Origin of the sequence: Kordia sp. (assembly GCF_022447245.1) — a bacterium.
GTDB lineage: Bacteria > Bacteroidota > Bacteroidia > Flavobacteriales > Flavobacteriaceae > Kordia.
Map to the genome: position 1 here is coordinate 65,412 of NZ_JAKVBC010000005.1, position 18,977 is coordinate 84,388.

An 18,977-nucleotide genomic window follows, 5' to 3' on the forward strand; every position below is an offset into this window, starting at 1 on the left:
TAGATGAAAACTGGATAAAACATGCTTTGCAGATAGTGTATCATTTCTGTAAAGAAGAAAAATATGATAAAAGCATGCTTTTTACGGAAGCTGCAATAGTAGTCTTGCCAACAAAATCAAGACAATACCCATCTTTCCAAAGCTTACTTGCTAAAGGGAAATATGTACATGCAGCGAGGAGCGCATGAAAAAGCACTAAATGCATATTATTCACTGCTACAAATTGCAGAACGAGAAGCAGATGCTAACTATCAGTTTATTGACAGAATGAATATTACAGTGATTCACAGAAAGATGCGTCAAAACCAAAAGGCGTTGGAAAAATGCACTGAAGCACTACAAATTATTGATCAAATGAAATATAAAGACAAACGAAATCATGTAAACTTGCTCACCATTTTAAGTGAAACTTATTAGGATATGTGGTAACTAGACCAAGCTGCAGCTATTGCTGAAAACGGACTAATCATCAGTGAAAAACTAGCGTATTCTCTTGGAAAAGTAGATTTATTGATAAAAAAAGGGATCATTTCTTATTAAAAAAAACTATGAAAAAGCACTAACATATTCACACCAAGCAGAAGTCATTTTACAAAAAGATACATTAACAAATGATTTCTATGAAAAAAACCTATACCAATTAATTTTTAGCGGCATGTTTCTTGAACAAGAAAAATACCAACAAACGGTTGATAAATTGCTGAAAACTATCAAATTATTATAAAAATATACCAAACGTGATGCCTATATTTTAGATATATATTTACTACTTTCTAAAAGCTATAACGAACTTAAAAACACCGAAGAAACCTTATTTTGGCATGATGAATATTTAAAACTCAACACAATTTTAGAAAAGGACGAAGACAAAGTACAAACAAAAATATATGAACAAGAAACACAGCAATTTTTATCATAATCTGGATATTTACCTTGTCGCGATCTGTAAAAAAGAACGTTCAAAAAAAGTTGTATTTAACAAATTGAACTCCAAAATAGAATCTCTAAATGCAGAATTCCAAAATCTGGCCAACAAAAAAGTGTGCAAAAACTATTTGATACAGAGGATGAAAAAGTCGCAACAATTCTAAAAGGAATTGACAAGTTAGAAACGAGTCATTATTTTTTGAATTTATATTATAGCTTAAGCACGATGGCAAAAAAGCTAAAAACAAATCGAAGCTACTTATCACAAATTATAAAAACGCACAAAAAGAAAAAGTTTAACGAATTCATCAACGATCTTCGCATAACCTATGCGATCAATAGATTGCAAACAGATAAACAATTCTGTAAATTTTCAATTTCTTCTATCGCAAAAGAAGTTGGTCACAAAAGTGATTATTCCTTCGTTAAAACACTTTAAAGAACGAACAAAAGTTAAGCCATCTGATTGTATCAAAAAACTTCAAGAAGAAAATGCCTAAAAACACAAAATAAGCACCCCATTTTGTTCAAAATTAGAAACGGTATTTTTTTAAGAATGCCTTTATTTACTATCATTGAAGAGAATATTTATCCAAAAGCCATTTTGGGAAAATAGATCATTAGTATTGATTTTTTTAAAACATTCACATTATGAAATCAAAAACGAACAGAAAAATTGAGTTAAAAAAAAGTACAATTGCTATACCATTATTAAGAAAACTGACAGGAGGCCAATGCCTCATAAGCGACGACACAGAGCCAATTCAAGTGGATAGTCCTACAGGAGCGGAAATCTCTTTCATTAAAAAATAAGTGTGAAAATTGACTGCAAAAGTATCTTTATTTTGTTCAAAATAAGGATGCTTTGTTTTTTTCATAACGATACCAACATAACTTTTGGTCACATTAATGCATTAATCTACAAGGCGAAACCGAAAACCTTTTAAAAGAGTAGGTATCAATTAGTAAAACGATTATTAAGAAAAAATCAAAAATAAAAGCACCAAAGCTAAAAAAGAAACAATTAGTAACTTTCAAGTTAATAAAGCAAAAGGCGGAGTTACGTTACGAGAAGGATGTGAAATAGAGACATCACCTCTTGGACAATGTCATTCATTTGGACAACAATGTGATCAAACCATAAGATTTGCATGTAACTCTTTAGTAGTTTGGTGTCCATAAAAACACACACAACAATTACAACAACAGGCTTGAGTTTTGCTCAAGTTTGTTGTTTTTTAACCTAAAATTCAACGCTCACAAAAAAAAATTAACGCTTACAAAATAATTTACCATTTGTATTATATAAAAAGATAGCTTTATGATAAAGATGTCTTTATTATGCTTAAAAAAGTCTATGGGAGTGCCGTTTTTGGTATTGAAGCTACTACAATTACGGTTGAAGTAAATATTGCAAAAGGAATTGGCTATCATTTGGTGGGTTTGCCAGATAATGCCATTAGAGAAAGTAATTACCGAATTGCTTCTGCTTTACAAAATAATGGTTATAAAATTCCAGGAAAGAAAATAACCATTAATATGGCGCCTGCCGATTTACGGAAAGAAGGAAGCGCGTATGATTTAACCTTAGCGTTAGGAATCTTGGCAGCATCGAATCAAATTCAATCTGAAAACTTAGAGAATTATTTGATTATGGGTGAATTGTCTTTGGATGGAAGTTTGCAACCTATAAATGGCGTATTGCCTATTGCTATCAATGCACTTGAAGAAGGTTTTAAAGGCTTTATTCTACCTGAACAAAATGCCAAAGAAGCTGCTGTTGTTAGCAATTTGGAAGTATATGGTGTACAAAACATCAAACAAGTCATTAATTTTTTTGACAATAACGAACCTTTGGAGCAAACCATTATTGATACACGTGCAGAATTTTTGAAAAACCTTGCTTTTCCTGAATTCGATTTCTCAGATGTTAAAGGACAAGAAAGTATCAAACGCTGTATGGAAATTGCTGCTGCTGGCGGACATAATATTATACTCATTGGCCCACCAGGTTCAGGAAAAACAATGTTGGCAAAACGCTTACCATCAATACTTCCACCATTAACTTTACATGAAGCCTTAGAAACGACGAAGATTCATTCTGTAGTAGGAAGCATAAAAGACAAATCAGGGCTCATTTCTGAACGTCCATTTCGAAATCCTCATCATACTATTTCAGATGTTGCACTCGTAGGGGGAGGAAGCTATCCACAACCGGGAGAAATCTCTCTAGCTCACAATGGAGTGTTGTTTTTAGATGAATTACCCGAATTCAAACGAAGTGTCTTGGAAGTCATGCGTCAGCCCTTAGAAGACAGAGAAGTAACTATCTCTAGAGCACGATTTACCATTACTTATCCAAGTAGTTTTATGTTGGTCGCAAGTATGAATCCAAGTCCCAGTGGATTTTTCAATGATCCGAACTCACCAATGGCAGCTTCTCCTATGGAAATGCAACGCTATATGGGAAAAATTTCAGGACCTTTACTAGATCGAATTGACATACATATTGAAGTAACACCAGTTCCTTTTGAAAAACTTTCTGAAGAACGGAAAGGAGAAACCAGTGCTGTTATTCGTGAACGTGTTATCAAAGCAAGAACGATTCAAACCGAACGTTTCAAAAAATCAGAAACTTTACATTACAATGCTCAAATGAACACCAAACAAATTCGAAAGTATTGTAAGTTAAGCGTAGAAGCATTGGACCTTCTCAAAAATGCAATGGAGCGTTTAAATTTATCTGCGAGAGCCTATGATAGAATTCTAAAAGTCGGAAGAACTATTGCCGATTTGGATCAAGAACAAAATATTTTACCCGATCATATTGCAGAAGCTATCCAATACAGAAGTTTGGATAGAGAAGGTTGGCTAGGGTAAGCTATTAAAAAAATAGAAGTCATTAGAATATTTTAATACTTTATAACGTAAAAATGTTAAATCAGTCCTGCTAAACGGTTTTACCAAATTGTAAGTAAATTTTATCCAGAATAATAATAAACGCATCAACAATTATGCAATAATTCATAGCTGTATATTTAAATTATTGATTTTCAATTTTTTGAAAAGTACACTAAATCATAACTACATTTTATCATATAAGTATGGTATTACAAAATTAATTTGTATGTAATTTTTTAAGTATATATTTTTGAAAATCAATAATTTATATCAACCATATTAATATTCGATAATTCCTAATTTTCGAGATTCATTTCCTTATGGTTAATACATATTTATTTTACGGTTAAAGCATATTTGTAGTTCTTAATTTTTTATACTTTTATAATCGATAAAAAATCTTAAATAAATGTTAATTAGTAGGTAAAACTGCTAACTGACCAAGCGAAGCTGTATTTAGAGCCTAAATATTTACAGTGTTTTATCGTTATTCACCTATATTCCCCCCTGGTTAATAATTAGTTAGATTATTGAACAAAATCAAATAACAATCTTAACGTTAATAACAATGCCTTTTTCTCAAAGCAGGGAAGCAAAAATTGCTGGTCCAAAAATTGAAAGAAAATCCAAGTCAAATCATGTAAACCAAAATTGGTATATTTTCTACACAGCTCCGAGAGCTGAGAAGAAAGCTAAATTTGAACTTGAATTGAGAGGATTTGAAGTGTTTCTTCCTATGATAAAAACAACTCGAATATGGAAGAATCGACAAAAAAAACAAATTGATATAGTACTATTTCCAAGCTATATTTTTGTTAAAACAAGCGAAAAATGCTTAGACGAAATATGTAGAATCAACAAAATTACGATGTATATCCATTGTGGAGGAAAACCAAGCAAGGTGTCTTCTGAATGTGTAGAGGCTATAAAATGTATGCTTAGTTTAAATAAAGAAATATCCGTGGGGAATGACTTTATTGAAGGAGAAACTGTGCGTATCGTTGAAGGGCCTTTAGCAGGCTATGACGGAGTACTAGTTGAGCAAAAATCCAAAACAAAATTCGGGATACATCTAAAAGAAATAAATCAGGTGGCTTCTATTGAAATATGCACAAATGTGCTGGAAAAAGTCCGAATAAAATCCTTATAAGCAGTCGCTTAATATTTAGGACTTTCTATAAAAAGTCTTAACTGAGTGTTCCCAAAATATACTAGGAGCATACCAATTTCTTCCATTTACTATTAAATTTTACGCATAAAAAATCATTTATTCACAATCTGAAACAAATGAATAATATCAAAGAAAAATTAATTGAAGCTACAGAATCATATTTATGTTCGCTAATCTCTGATGTAGCAGATTTACCTATAACAACCAATGATGCATCAACTCCATTTTTAGAGTTAGGAATTGATTCATTTCGCGTGTTACAAATCATTAAGAAATTAGAAGAAGACTTTGGTACACTGCCAAAAACACTCTTGTTTGAAAACTTTAATATAAGTGATTTAAGTAATTATTTTGCAGAAACGTATACGTCTATTTTAACTGCAAAATTTTCAAATACGAAAACTGTTCAAAAAAACACAACAGGGAAACCAAAGTCTAAAGAAATTAAAAAACAGTATATATCCACATCAGTAGTTCAAACTCCAAAAAAAATCAGTGCACCTCAAGTATTAGAAAAAAACAATGTAGTTGAGCAAAAGATTGTGTTAGAGAAGAAACCAATCATTATTGCAGAAAGTGAACTCATGGAACATCCTAAGTTGAAAGATTGGTACCTTACTATTTTTAATGCCTATAAAAATGAAAGTTCAACATCTAGAGGAACTCGAAATATAGCGCCACTACTGTTTATAGGAAGTGATCGTAAAGGTTATCTGAACTATAGTAAAAGTAGTAAAATGATCCTTGTATATGCATACACAGGACCAAGATCGTATCTTTCTACTATAGCAGAAGAAATTACGCAATACAGCGTAGACAATGATTTTGAAATTACAATCTTGTCAGATCATGCAATCGAGTCAATTAATAATGTACCTTTTTATGCAACGCCTTTTGGAGTTATTTCTAGGATTGAAAATATGAAAGAGTTTTCACTCGGAGGAAATAAAATGCGTCGATTACGCTACCAAGTTTCAAAATTTGAGAAAGCTGGAGTTTGTAAAACAGTAGAATACAGTAGTGGTACAGATCAAAAAACGGATCAAGAGATTGTACGTCTAATCGATGAATGGTCAGCTGCAAGAACTATGGTGAATCCGTTAATTCATATCGTTCGTGAAGAAATTCTGAATGGTACTTTAAACAAAGAACATCGATTATTTTTAACCTATTTAGATAATACCTTACAAAATGCAATTCTAATTTCTAAGTTGTCAGATGAACTAAACGGTTATTTGATGGATTTAGAATTCTATCCAGAAAATATGCCGTTAGGAGGTTTAGAATACGGAATTGTAAAAATGATGGAAACCTTATCAAGTGAAGGTGCTAATATGTTAAGCTTGGGTGGAACATATGGTTGTAAGATAGAAGATTCTCCTAATGTAGATCCAGAATTGGAAAAAACATTGAACTTCCTCAGAGAAAGTAAAATCTTTAACGATGAAGGAAACTTACAATTCAAAAATAAATTCCGTCCAAAACATCAGACGATCTTTATTTGTAGACCAAAAGCTATCAGTAATGCAGATAATGTAACCGACATTATTATGATGATTGCCGATCCATCTAAAATTGAACTGCAAGGAGAAAATCAAAAAACGTACGAGGAAGTTTCCATCAAAATGTCCGTATCTACAGATAAGGTAATTCCAGAATCTAAAACGACAGAAAATACCACGATACCACAGAAAATAACAGCAGTCGTCGCTACAGAAGAAGCGCATGTGATGATAGAAGGAAATGAAAATTCAAAACGATTAGCACAATATGGTTACAATCCGTTGAATATTCCAAATGAAGAAGTACTACATGATTTAAAAACGGATTCTTGGGCACAACTACACTCAAAAGCAATTGATGCTCAGTTGAATTTTTTATACAGACAGGTCTATAAAACGACGAACATAACCAAAAGTTTACAAACGGTATTTCCGTTTTCAAATATTGCTTTGACATCTTCTGGTCGGGATGCAGAAAAAGTATTTTTTCAATCTTGGGAAAATAAAGGAATAGTATTACAAAATTTATTATTTCCAACAGCTATATATAGCGAAATTCAAAATGGTTTTTCACCTAAAGAAATTCCGAGTGAAGCTGTATTTGATGTTACTTCTGACAAGCTTTTTAAAGGAAATTTACATTGGGATCAACTAGTTTCTTTAGTAGAAAAAGAGCATGAATCTCTTTCCTTTGTTGCTGTAGAAATATCCAATAACGCTGCAGGAGGCGCTCCGATGTCAATCGAGCATCTTAAAAAAGTGAAGCAGTTACTAGAAAAGTATACTATACCTTTAATAATGGATGGAACACGTGTATTAGAAAACGCAATGTTCATTATTCAAAATGAGAAAGAATTCGCGCAAAAAACCATTTGGGAACAAGCCAAAACTATATATTCATTTGCAGATGCTGTTTGGGCAAGCTTACCAAAAGATTTCTGTGTCAATAAAGGTGGAATTGTAGCAACAAATGACGAAACACTTTTTCATAAAATTCAGGATGCAATTGAAGATGAAGGAGTTGGTTTAGATATCATCGACAAAAAACTAATTGCCGCTTCGTTTGATAATAAATCAATCATAGAAAAATCTATTCATAATCGAATGGATTGTGTGGCATTAGTACATAATGCATTACACAATCATGGAATTCCAGTTTTACAGCCAGTTGGAAGTCATTGCATACTAATAGATGTCAAGCAAATTCCACAATTCAAAGATTTCAAAAATGCTGTCGAATCTTTTGCGGCTTGGATATATGTAAACACAGGAATTCGAGGAAGTGTACACAATGCAGGAATGCAAACAAATTCAGCAATCAATGAAGTGTTACGTTTGGCAATTCCTGTTGGAATGGAAACCAAAGAAGCAACCGAAATCAGTCAAAAACTGATTCAAGTATTCGAGCATATGGAAAACATTCCTGAGCTTGAAAAACAAGGAGTTCCAGAAACTTTTGGAACCATAGGAGCTACATATCAACTAAAACAATATCACAACATAAATAACAATCTTTTAGCAGTTAATGACGTTCAAATGACTGAAGAAAACATAGAAGCATCTTCGATAACTTCTAGTGCTTCTGAAACATATACAAGCAACGTAACATCAATCGAGTCAAAACAAAAATCATCTAACAATACAAACTACAGACAAAAAGATATAGCCATTGTAGGAATGTCGGGAAGATATCCAAAAGCAAAAAACTTAGATGAATTATGGGAGAATTTAATAGCAGGAAAAGATTGTGTAGAAGTAATTCCTGAAGAACGACTCAAGCAACGTAAAAATACCAGATTCACCAAAAAATACCGAGGAGGTTTCTTGGAAGATGTAGATAAATTCGATTCTATGTTTTTCAATATTCCACCTGCTGTTGCAGAAATGTTCGATCCACAAGAACGATTGTTACTCGAAACAGCTTGGGAATCCATTGAAGATGCGGGTTACTATCCTGAAATTTTGACACCAGAAAACACGCCAAAAAATATAGGAGTATTTGTGGGTGCGGTTTGGACCATGTATCAAATGATTGGAGCCGAAGAAAAACTCATAGGACATGATACCAATCCGAACTCATTCCTTTGGAGTGTGGCAAATCGTATTTCGTATTGTTTAAATCTATCTGGTCCAAGTATGTCGGTAGATACAGCGTGTTCTTCAAGTATGACCGCTTTATACCTAGCATGTGAATCTATCTACAATGGAGAATGTGCTGGAGCTATTGTTGGAGGCGTCAATTTAGACTTACACCAAAGTAAATTTGATATCAATTCCTTTGGTGGCGCACTTTCGCCAGATGGTGTTTGCCGTACCTTCGGAAAAGGAGCAAACGGATATGTGGCAGGAGAAGGAGTTGGAACAATCTTCATAAAACCTCTAGCACAAGCAGAAAAAGATGGAGATCACATACACGGAGTTATAAAAAGTGTATCGGTAAATCATGGAGGACGTACTAGTGGTTACATGGTTCCCGATCCAAAAGCGCAAGCAAACTTAGTAGATACAGCATTAAAAAAAGCAAACATTGATGCTAGAAGCGTAGGATACATAGAAGCACATGGTACAGGAACTGAATTAGGAGATCCAATTGAAATTTCTGGTCTTAAAAGAGCTTTTGATAAGTATGATGTAGCCAATCAAACAGTGGCAGTAGGTTCTGTAAAAACCAATATCGGACACTTAGAAGCTGCCGCAGGTGTTGTAGGAATTCATAAGGTGCTTTTACAAATGAAGTACAAAAAACTAGTTCCTTCATTACATTCAACAGAATTAAATGAGTTCATTGACTTTAAAAACTCCCCATTCTATGTAGAACAAGTGGTAGAAGATTGGAAACCGAAAGTAATTGACGGTATAGCATATCCATTGCGTGCAGGAGTAAGTTCATTTGGAGCAGGAGGTGCTAATGCACATGTAATTATAGAATCCTATGACACCAAAGAAACTTCTGAACCAGCAGAAACGAACTATCAAATTTTCCCACTATCTGCGGTTAAAAAAGATAGACTCAAAGAAACAGCAGCACGTTTGCTTGTATTCTTAAAAGAGGATGCAAATAAGCAAACATCATTACAAAATATAGGACATACGCTTCGTATAGGGAGAAAATCCTTTGAGCATAGACTCATCATTATCGCAGCAACTAGAGAAGAGCTTATTGAAAAATTAACGCTTTTCATAGACGATAAAAAAGATCAAAACATCCTTACAGGTGTTGTGGAAAGAGTGGGGAATATTGCAAAACTCCTTAACAAAAGCGAAAAGAAAGCATTTATTGAACTTATTGCTGAAAGTGGCGATTTACATAAAGTTGCACAACTTTGGATTGAAGGAATCATTAATGATTGGCAAGCGCTTGCAAGTGAAAGTGATGGAAAAAGAGTTTCTTTACCAACATATCCATTTGCCGACAAACGTCACTGGGTAGAACGAACTGACAACGAAGCAATCATAGCAACATCGTCATTAGCGCATCCTATGATTGATGCGAACGAATCTACTTTTGAGCGTCAAGTATTCAAAAAAACATTCCACGATCAAGAATTCTTCATTTACGATCACTTAGTATCTGACATTCCTACCTTGCCAGGTGTTGCGTATTTGGATTTTGCTCGTAAAGCAGGAGAATTAGCAGCAGGAAGAAAAGTAAAAGCCATCAAAAATATCATATGGCTCAATCCAATTACGGTTAACAATTCGCAACCTACAGATGTGTGGATTGAGTTATTACCACAAGCAGATCAAATCGTCAAGTTTGAAGTCTTCAGTAAGAATGAAGCAGGAGAAAAACAGCTGCACTCACAAGGAAAGTTAACGTATGTAACTGATGAAGATGAAATTTCTACAGAATTTATAGATGTAAAAGGAATCCAAGAACGTTGTACGAAAGTAGCGGATGGAGTACAAGCATATCCAGAATTCAAAAAGCTAGGTTTAGGCTTAGGACCAAGTTTCCAAGTACTGCAAGAAATCTACAAAAATGAAGATGAAATGCTCGGAATTATGAAAGTTCCAAAGGTTTGTGAGAATGAATTTAAAAACTATTTATTACATCCTTCTTTGCTTGATGGAACTGGACAAACAGTAATGGCAGCACACTTACTTTCTGAAAGTGAAGAATCATCAGAAGGGCTATTTGTACCGTATTCATTCGGAGAAGTAGAAATTTTACATCCATTTACTGAAAACTGCTATAGTTATATTCAAAAAGTAGACGAACCTAATACGAATCTGTCAAAAGCCAATTTGATCATCACAGATGAAAATGGTAAAATATTAGTCAAAATCAACTACTCTGTTGGTATTCCGTTAACAGATATTCATGAAAAACCTGCTGAAGCACCAAATACATTACAAACAGAAGAGGTAGACGAGTTTTCAGATTTATATTATACCCATACATGGGAAGCTTCTTCTGAACTAAAAAGTATAAGCGAATTCAATATGAGTAAAAGTGTCGTATTGTTTGATACTGATCAACAACTATATGAATCGTTTAAAGCAACTACAAAAGTTCCTCTAATACTTGTACAACAAGGAAAAACATTTGATAAAGTTTCGGAGAATATATTTACTGTAAATCCTGAAAATAAAGAAGACTTTACAAAACTATTTACAACGTTACAAGCGCAAAAAATAGAATTAGATACCATAGGTTTCTCATGGTCTAAGGAGCAATTCAAAGAAGACGAAAAATCATTAAAAAACTCGCTATCGACAGGTGTCTATTCATTTTTACATATATGTCAAGCATTGATGCAACTCAAATCAGATGCTAACATCTCTATTGCATACATTTACAATGGAGCAGAAAACGAGACACAACCTCAAAATGCAGCAATTAACGGTTTTATAAAGAGTTTACACTTAGAACAATTGAATATTCGTTGTAAAACGATAGAACTTTCTGAGCAAAACAATCTTGCTCAAATACTAATAGCGGAATTACAAGAAGATACCATTGAAGACTTGGCTGTTCGTTATACAACTGGACAAAGACAGGTGCGAAAACTGCAAAATATTGCACACTGGCGCGAACAAAATACATCCAAAAATACACAAGGTCTTAAAGAAAAAGGTGTATACATAATTACGGGGGGAGCTGGTGGATTAGGATTTATTTTTGCGGAATTTTTAGCAAAAGAATGTAAAGCACGACTCGTACTAACAGGAAGATCAAAACTTTCAGAAGAAAAATCTATTAAAATAGAAACACTAGAAAAACTAGGAGTCGAAGTACTATACATCGCTTCCGATATTTCTAAAATCAAAGACGTAGAAAAAGTCATCAAAGAAACCAAAAAGAAATTTGGGGATATTGATGGTATCATTCACAGTGCAGGTGTATTGCGTGACTCAAATATTCGCAATAAAACAATAGAAGAGATGCAAGCAGTATTTGCGCCAAAAATATATGGTACTTATTACTTAGACATGCTTACAAAAGATATGCAGCTCGATTTCTTTGTAACGTTCTCTTCAATGGCTGCAGTTGGTGGAAACATGGGACAAAGCGATTATTCCTTTGCCAATCACTTCATGGATACATACATCCAACGAAGAGAAATACTGCAACAACAAGGATTGCGTACAGGAAAATCGCTAAGTTTAAACTGGTCTATTTGGGCAGATGGCGGAATGAAACTAGACGCACAAATGGAAGCATTCTTCAAAAATAGCTTGGGAATCAGACCGTTAAAATCAGAAATAGGAATCGGTACGTTCACAAGTGGATTATTTGCCGAAGAAACGCAAGTAGTGGTCGTTGAAGGAATGCAAGAACGTATGGAAATCGCTTGGGGAATTCGTAAAAAAGAAGCAGCAATTCAAACACAAGTTGAAAGTCCAACAAGCACAAATACAGCAAGTGAAGAAACAAGTGGAGAAGTTGCATCATTAGTTCGTAAAGAACTCATTCAAATAGCAATGGACTTCTTAAAACTAGAGGAAGATGATGTTTCGGTAGACAAGATATTACTAGACATTGGCTTTGACTCTATTGGGTTAGCATCTTATGCCAATGCATTGAATGAAAAATATGGTTTAGATTCCATTACACCTGTATTATTCTTCGAATATCCATCGATCAATGAAATCACCAAATATTTAGTTACTGAGCATAATACAGCAGTTGTAAATACATATAATCTAGCTGGAGGAAGTAGTGTGTCTGCGCAAGCAACTCCACAAGCAAAAACAACTCCTGTAACAGAAACAAAGACGGAAACTCCATCGTTTACAGGAATTAATAAAGGTTGGAATGTAAATGCTTCTGTAGCGCAAACAACCCATACAACCGCTCAAAAATTAGGAATCTCTGCAGATAGTCGTTTTGTAGATTGCCCAATTGCCATTGTAGGAATTGGTGGCGTGATGCCAAAATCGAAAAACATGCAGGAATATTGGGAGAATCTTAAAAATGAAGAAAACATGATCTCAGTCATTCCCAGAGATCGTTGGATTTGGGAAGATTATGACGGTGACCCAATCACAGAAAAAAACAAAACAAACTCTAAATACGGTGGATTTATAGATGATGCCGATAAATTTGATCCATTATTCTTCGGAATTTCACCAAGAGAAGCAGAAATGATGGATCCACAACAGCGAGTTTTCTTAGAAACTGTCTGGAATACCATCGAAGACTCAGGCTATAAAGTGTCAGACTTATCAGGTACAAAAACAGGATTATTTGTCGGTGTTGCCGTGCATGATTACAGTGATTTAATGAACGGACTCAATGTAGAACTTGATGGATATACCGCTTCTGGGAATTCACACTGTATGCTGGCAAACAGAATATCGTTCTTACTAAATCTTCGTGGACCAAGTGCTCCGATTGATACGGCATGTTCTAGTTCGTTAATTGCAATCCATCGAGCGATAGAATCTATTCATACAGGAAGTAGTGATATGGCGATTGTTGGAGGTGTACAATTAATGATGACTCCAGCAGCACACATCTCTTTCGGTATGGCAGGTATGTTGAGTACCGATGGAAAATGTAAAACATTCGACAAGAGTGCAAATGGTTATGTTCGTGGAGAAGGTTCGGGAGCAATCTTCCTAAAACCGTTAGCGCAAGCCGAAGCAGATAACGATCAAATATATGCGGTCATTAAAGCAACTTCCGAAAATCATGGAGGAAAAGCAACCATGCTTACAGCGCCAAATCCACATGCGCAGGCAGAATTGTTAGTAGAAGCCTATGAAAAAGGACAAATAGATCCTGCTACTGTGGGATACATTGAATGTCATGGTACAGGAACAAGTTTGGGAGATCCAATTGAAATTAGAGCTTTGGCAAAATCATTTCAAGAACTCTACGCAAAGCATAACAAAGCAATTCCAGAAACACCTCATATCGGATTAAGTTCTGTAAAAACAAACATAGGACACTTAGAAACAGCCGCAGGAATTTCAAGTTTCTTAAAAGCTGTATTAGCAATGAAGCACAAACAAATCCCAGCATCGTTACATTTTGAAGAATTAAATCCGCATATCAGTTTTGCAGGAACACCTTTTTATGTAGTAGACAAAACAGCGCCTTGGAAAAGACTTGTTGGAGCAGATGGTAAAGAAGCACCACGAAGAGCAGGGATTAGCTCATTTGGATTTGGAGGCGCCAACGCACATGTGGTGATAGAAGAGTATATTCCTAAAAAAGAAGAAAAAGTGGTAGACTTCAAAAAACCGTTCCTATTTGTGCTTTCTGCTAAAAATGAAGATAGACTCAAAGCCTATGCTGATTCCATGCTAAAATTTGTAGAAAATAATGAAGTGAGTCTTCTCGATTTAACCTATACCTTGCAAATAGGTAGAGATGAAATGAAAGACCGTCTTGGATTGGCAATCAATACTGTTGATGAGTTAAAACAACTACTGCAAGAGTACATAAATGGTGAAGTTGTAGAAAATGTATACACAGGTAAAGTCAATAAGAAAAATAAAGAAATTGTTTTGCCCAATAGTTCAGATATCGCATCATATATATCAGAATATAATCATGAAGCCTTATTAAAAACTTGGGTAGTAGGAGCAGCAATTGATTGGAATGAAATCTACGGCTCCGATAAGCCAAAAAGAGCAAATATTCCAACCTATCCTTTTGCTAGAGAAAGTTATTGGTTTGACTATGACGAATCAAACGTAGGATCAAATGCAACCGCAAAAGTGATGCATCCATTATTGCACACCAATACCTCTGTATTAAAACAGCAAGCGTATAGTTCAACGTTCCACAAAAACGAATTCTTTTTGTTAGATGGTGAGAACAATTCAGAAAAAATCTTATCAGTTGGCGCATTTCTAGAAATGGTAAATACCGCTGTAACACATGCAGCCACGGCAAAATTAGATTTCAAAGCGTTAGAATTTAACAACCTTCAATGGTATAACTCATTTGTTACTGCTGATGAAAACACGATTACATTAGCGCTTAGAGAAGAAAATATAAACACCATAGCATTTGAAGCTTATAGCAAAGAAAATGATCAAGAAGATGTGCATTTTGAAGGAACGGTAGCGCTAGACGTAATGACCAAGTCACAACAAATTGATATACAGGTATTACAAAAGCAACTAGAAGCAGCAGAAAATACTGTAGCAGAATACTTCTCTACATTCTCACAAAAAGGATTGAATGGATATATAGCTCCAATAATTCAAAATATATATGCAGGACACAAACAATTATTACTTAAAGTTGTGTTGTCAGATGACTTGAAAAAAGATGCCGCAACATACGTAATTCATCCCGCAATGGTACAAGTTGCATTACAGGCTTCAGGATATATTATAGAACCTGATTTCTATACTGAAAAAGTTCCGCAGCCAGTTAATTTAAAACAACTAAGGGTATTATCGCCATGTGAAGATGAAATGTTTATCTGGATTCGTCATGTGAGAATGAACAAGCATAATGAAGAAGAAATCGCACTAGATATATACCTATTAAATACACAAGGACACATATGTGTTTCATTCAAATCATTAGTATTCATAAATGAAGAGTACAAATTGTACAACACGTCAGAATCGCTAGAATTTGAACAATACTTGGAATCTTTTTACAACATCACATCCAATGGCTCTTCAAAGAAATCAGCAGATGATGTGGCAGAAGAGTTCAAAAAACTGTTAGGGAAAGATTTTGGAAAACTTTCGTAAGAATCACAAAAAACGATAAAAAATCAAAAAAGAGTTTACAATGATCAAATCATTCCTCTCCATTACCTTGTGTTTCTTACTTTTCACACATGTAAGTCTAAGTCAAACAGAAAAGAAAAATGATACGATTCCTACACAGCAAAATAATGGAGGAATCGACTTCAATATGTTAGATGACGATATGTTTGATAGTGGAAATGAAGAAAATACAGTTTTAGATACTAATACAGATGAAATTGAATCCAAAAAATCGTTCTGGAAAGAATACATTTTTAGTCCTTCCAGACTGGGGATTAGTTATGAATTTACATACAATTTTACCGATCCGACAGAAGTAATTAAAAATCGTTTCGCTTTCCGAATAGAATACTCAAAATTTCTATTCAATAACTTGTTTGTTCAGCTAGATACAAAATCGTTTGCGTTTATGGATGGAGATAGTAGAAGCAGACCTTTGACGTATTTTAATAATGATAATTTTGAAGAGACAAACCTAGCTTTTGGTTCTATTACACGAAATGCGTTTTTACAATACAGTTATAAGCAAAGTAGTATCAAATTAGGAATACAAACGCTTGCATGGGGAGAATCTGATTTTGCTGCGATTACGGATGAAATCAATCCGTTTGATTTTAGAGATCCTTTAAACTTAAACATTGACGAGTTGCGATTGGGGCAATTTATGATTGGACTTGACTTTTACACATCTATCGGAGACTTTAGCAGTTTCTTTGTGCCAAATGCGCGATTCAATCTATTTCCGAAAGAAGGAACACGATTCTTTGTAGACCAATTTGCAGGAACAGATGTTGTAGTACAAGATGTAGACGATGATAAAAGTGCTATAGAATACGGTTTTCGATGGAAAAAAGCATTTGAAAAAAGTGATGTAAGTGTAATTGTAACGAGTTTAATCGATAATAATCTTGCGCAAGAACAGGTCAACCCTAATTTGGTATTGCTTCATGAAAAACGATTTACAACTGTGGGAATAAGTTTTAATTATGCAATTGGAAATTTATTAATACGAGGAGAAAATGCAATCAAATTTCCACGTTTATACAATACCGCCGCTTTAGAACTCATAGAACGCAATGCTTTTGATACTTCTTTAGGATTTGAATATGGTCCTAATAGTACCACAACATTGACACTAGAACTCGTAAACAATCACGTAATTGATTGGACAGAAGATATAATTGGTGTACCAAGAAATAACTTTACGGCATTTTTTGTCATTGTAAAAGAGTTGATGAAGAATGACTTGTCTTTAAATTACATTACCATGTACAATGCACCGAACACAACATTTTTCAATTTGCTTTCGGCAGCGTACAAACTCAATGATAACATAACACTTTCACTCGATGCCATCATTCCAATTACCGATGATAGAGAAAGTGCTTTTTACCAATTTCGCGATCAGCAACATTTAGCATTTAAGCTACAATTCTTTTTTTAAAACAAAAAACAATCAACCAAATAACTAACCTATTTCCTGACAGGTACTTTTTTAAAAGTGAGGAAATCCATTAAATACAATGATTATGCAAACACTTAATAATGAAATAGCAGAAAAAATTATTTCAAAGAAGATTGAGAAAAAAGAAGCAATGCGCATCTTTGATAGTTTATCAGAAACGGATAAGCTACAGCTTATTTCGCAAATAAAATCATTGACAGGTATTACAGATGTGGTTAATGGAAATGGCGCAACTTCTAATAGATTAAAACCATTAGATCAAAGAGATTTAGAAGAGCATCACCGCGCTTTTATTCAAAAACTAATTACCGAATATGAAAACTTTGTTCCAAAGTCCAAAGCAAACGTTCCTAAAAATCATTTTCACTTTGTAGACCAACGACGCAATTTTCATTTAATTAAAGAAATCAAACAATTGCATTTTCAAATTACATACGAAAAAGCCGAAGGTGCATATGTACATGATATTGATGGTAACAAGTATATCGATATATCAGGTGATATGGGCGTAAACATATTTGGGCACAAAGCTCCAGTGATTGTAGATGCCGTAAAAGCAGCTTTAGATCGTGGAATTCCTTTAGCAGGATATTCAGAAACGATTCATAAAGCAACCAAACTGATCAGTGAATTAACGGGACATGATCGCGTATTATTTACACAATCAGGAACAGAAGCTGTAATGGTGGCTACGCGTATTGCGAGAGCTGCAACGAACAGAAAAAAAATTGCGTTGTTTGAAGGTGCTTATCACGGATTATCAGATGTGGTTATGGCTATGCGCGATATGCAAGGAAATAGTTTGGCAGCAGGTCCAGGAATGCTTCAAGAATTTGCAGATCAAATCATTGTATTAAAATACGGAGATGAAGAATCGCTAGACATCATAGAAGCACATGCTGATGAAATTGCTGGTGTTTTAGTAGAACCTGTACAGTCAAGACATATTTACAACAAACCTGTTGAGTTCTTAAGAGAGTTACGCAGCATTACCATAGAAAAAGACATTCCACTAATTTTTGATGAAATGATTACGGGGTTCCGAGTAAGTCCTAAAGGAGCACAAGGAATCTTCAACATTACACCAGACATTTCAACATATGGAAAAATTCCTGGAGGAGGATTGCCAACGGGACTTGTCGCAGGTTCACAAAAATATATGGACTTAATTGATGGCGGTACTTGGGAATTTGATGATGATTCAATGCCTAAATCAAAACGAGTAGGAATGGGAGGAACGCATTCACAAAATCCACTTAAAGTTGCTTCTGCATATGCAACAATGAAAGAAATTAAAAGACAATTAAGAGAAAACGAAGACAATACCAACTATTACTCTGAAACAAGCGATTGTATGTACTGTAAACTGAATACACGTACAATGCGTATGGTAGAAGAACTAAATCAATACTTTATAGAACACAATTTGCCTATAACAATTGACTTTTTTGGTTCACTATTCCGCTTTAGATATGTAGATAGTTACTGGGGAATTACAGAAGCATTAATGTTTATCCTCATGCGAATGAATGGTGTAGAAACCAACATTCAAGGAAATTGCTTCCTAACTACAGCACATACGGATGAAGATATCAGAAACGTAATCGATGCGGTTAAAAAGAGTCTACAAATGCTCATGGAAGAAGGATTTTTCTATATAGCTCCTACAGAAGAACTAGAAGAAGAAGTCTTTGTAGAAACACCAATTGCAGTGCAACAAAATAAGACAACTCACAAAGAGACAAGCGTTAGTAATTCTCAAATTCAACAACTCAAAGATCTTTTAGTTAAAGACTTAAAAAGATTCAATCAATAATCATAA

At 34.3% G+C, this 18,977-nt stretch carries 7 protein-coding genes; all 7 read left to right on the forward strand.

Annotated elements, in window-relative coordinates:
* Positions 1–168: 168 nt before the first annotated feature.
* Positions 169–417: a hypothetical protein gene (locus tag MK119_RS05275; RefSeq protein WP_290671569.1), complete on the forward strand. Its 249-nt coding sequence runs from the start codon at positions 169–171 to the stop codon at positions 415–417.
* A gap of 625 nt (positions 418–1,042) precedes the next feature.
* Positions 1,043–1,366, forward strand: a complete 324-nt coding sequence (locus MK119_RS05280; protein WP_290671570.1) for a hypothetical protein — start codon at positions 1,043–1,045, stop codon at positions 1,364–1,366.
* 902 nt (positions 1,367–2,268) lie between these two features.
* Complete coding sequence (locus tag MK119_RS05285) at positions 2,269–3,807, forward strand: YifB family Mg chelatase-like AAA ATPase (protein ID WP_290671571.1); 1,539 nt, start codon at positions 2,269–2,271, stop codon at positions 3,805–3,807.
* Positions 3,808–4,396: 589 nt separating this feature from the next.
* Positions 4,397–4,978, forward strand: coding sequence for a UpxY family transcription antiterminator (locus MK119_RS05290; RefSeq protein WP_290671572.1), 582 nt, complete (start codon positions 4,397–4,399; stop codon positions 4,976–4,978).
* Between the two features lie 137 nt (positions 4,979–5,115).
* A complete protein-coding gene (locus MK119_RS05295) occupies positions 5,116–15,672 on the forward strand; it encodes an SDR family NAD(P)-dependent oxidoreductase (RefSeq protein WP_290671574.1) in 10,557 nt (3,518 codons plus the stop codon).
* Between the two features lie 40 nt (positions 15,673–15,712).
* Positions 15,713–17,134 carry a DUF1302 family protein gene (locus tag MK119_RS05300; RefSeq protein ID WP_290671576.1) on the forward strand — a complete coding sequence of 474 codons (1,422 nt, stop codon included), beginning with the start codon at positions 15,713–15,715 and terminating at the stop codon, positions 17,132–17,134.
* An 85-nt stretch (positions 17,135–17,219) separates the two neighbouring features.
* Complete coding sequence (locus tag MK119_RS05305) at positions 17,220–18,971, forward strand: aminotransferase class III-fold pyridoxal phosphate-dependent enzyme (RefSeq protein ID WP_290671578.1); 1,752 nt, start codon at positions 17,220–17,222, stop codon at positions 18,969–18,971.
* Positions 18,972–18,977: the final 6 nt, after the last annotated feature.

Excerpts from the sequence above, each read along its gene's own strand:
- MK119_RS05275 (WP_290671569.1), top strand. The coding sequence starts at position 169 with ATGCAGCGAGGAGCGCATGAAAAAGCACTAAATGCATATTATTCACTG.
- MK119_RS05285 (WP_290671571.1), top strand. The coding sequence starts at position 2,269 with ATGCTTAAAAAAGTCTATGGGAGTGCCGTTTTTGGTATTGAAGCTACT.
- MK119_RS05290 (WP_290671572.1), top strand. The coding sequence starts at position 4,397 with ATGCCTTTTTCTCAAAGCAGGGAAGCAAAAATTGCTGGTCCAAAAATT.
- MK119_RS05295 (WP_290671574.1), top strand. The coding sequence starts at position 5,116 with ATGAATAATATCAAAGAAAAATTAATTGAAGCTACAGAATCATATTTA.
- MK119_RS05300 (WP_290671576.1), top strand. The coding sequence starts at position 15,713 with ATGATCAAATCATTCCTCTCCATTACCTTGTGTTTCTTACTTTTCACA.
- MK119_RS05305 (WP_290671578.1), top strand. The coding sequence starts at position 17,220 with ATGCAAACACTTAATAATGAAATAGCAGAAAAAATTATTTCAAAGAAG.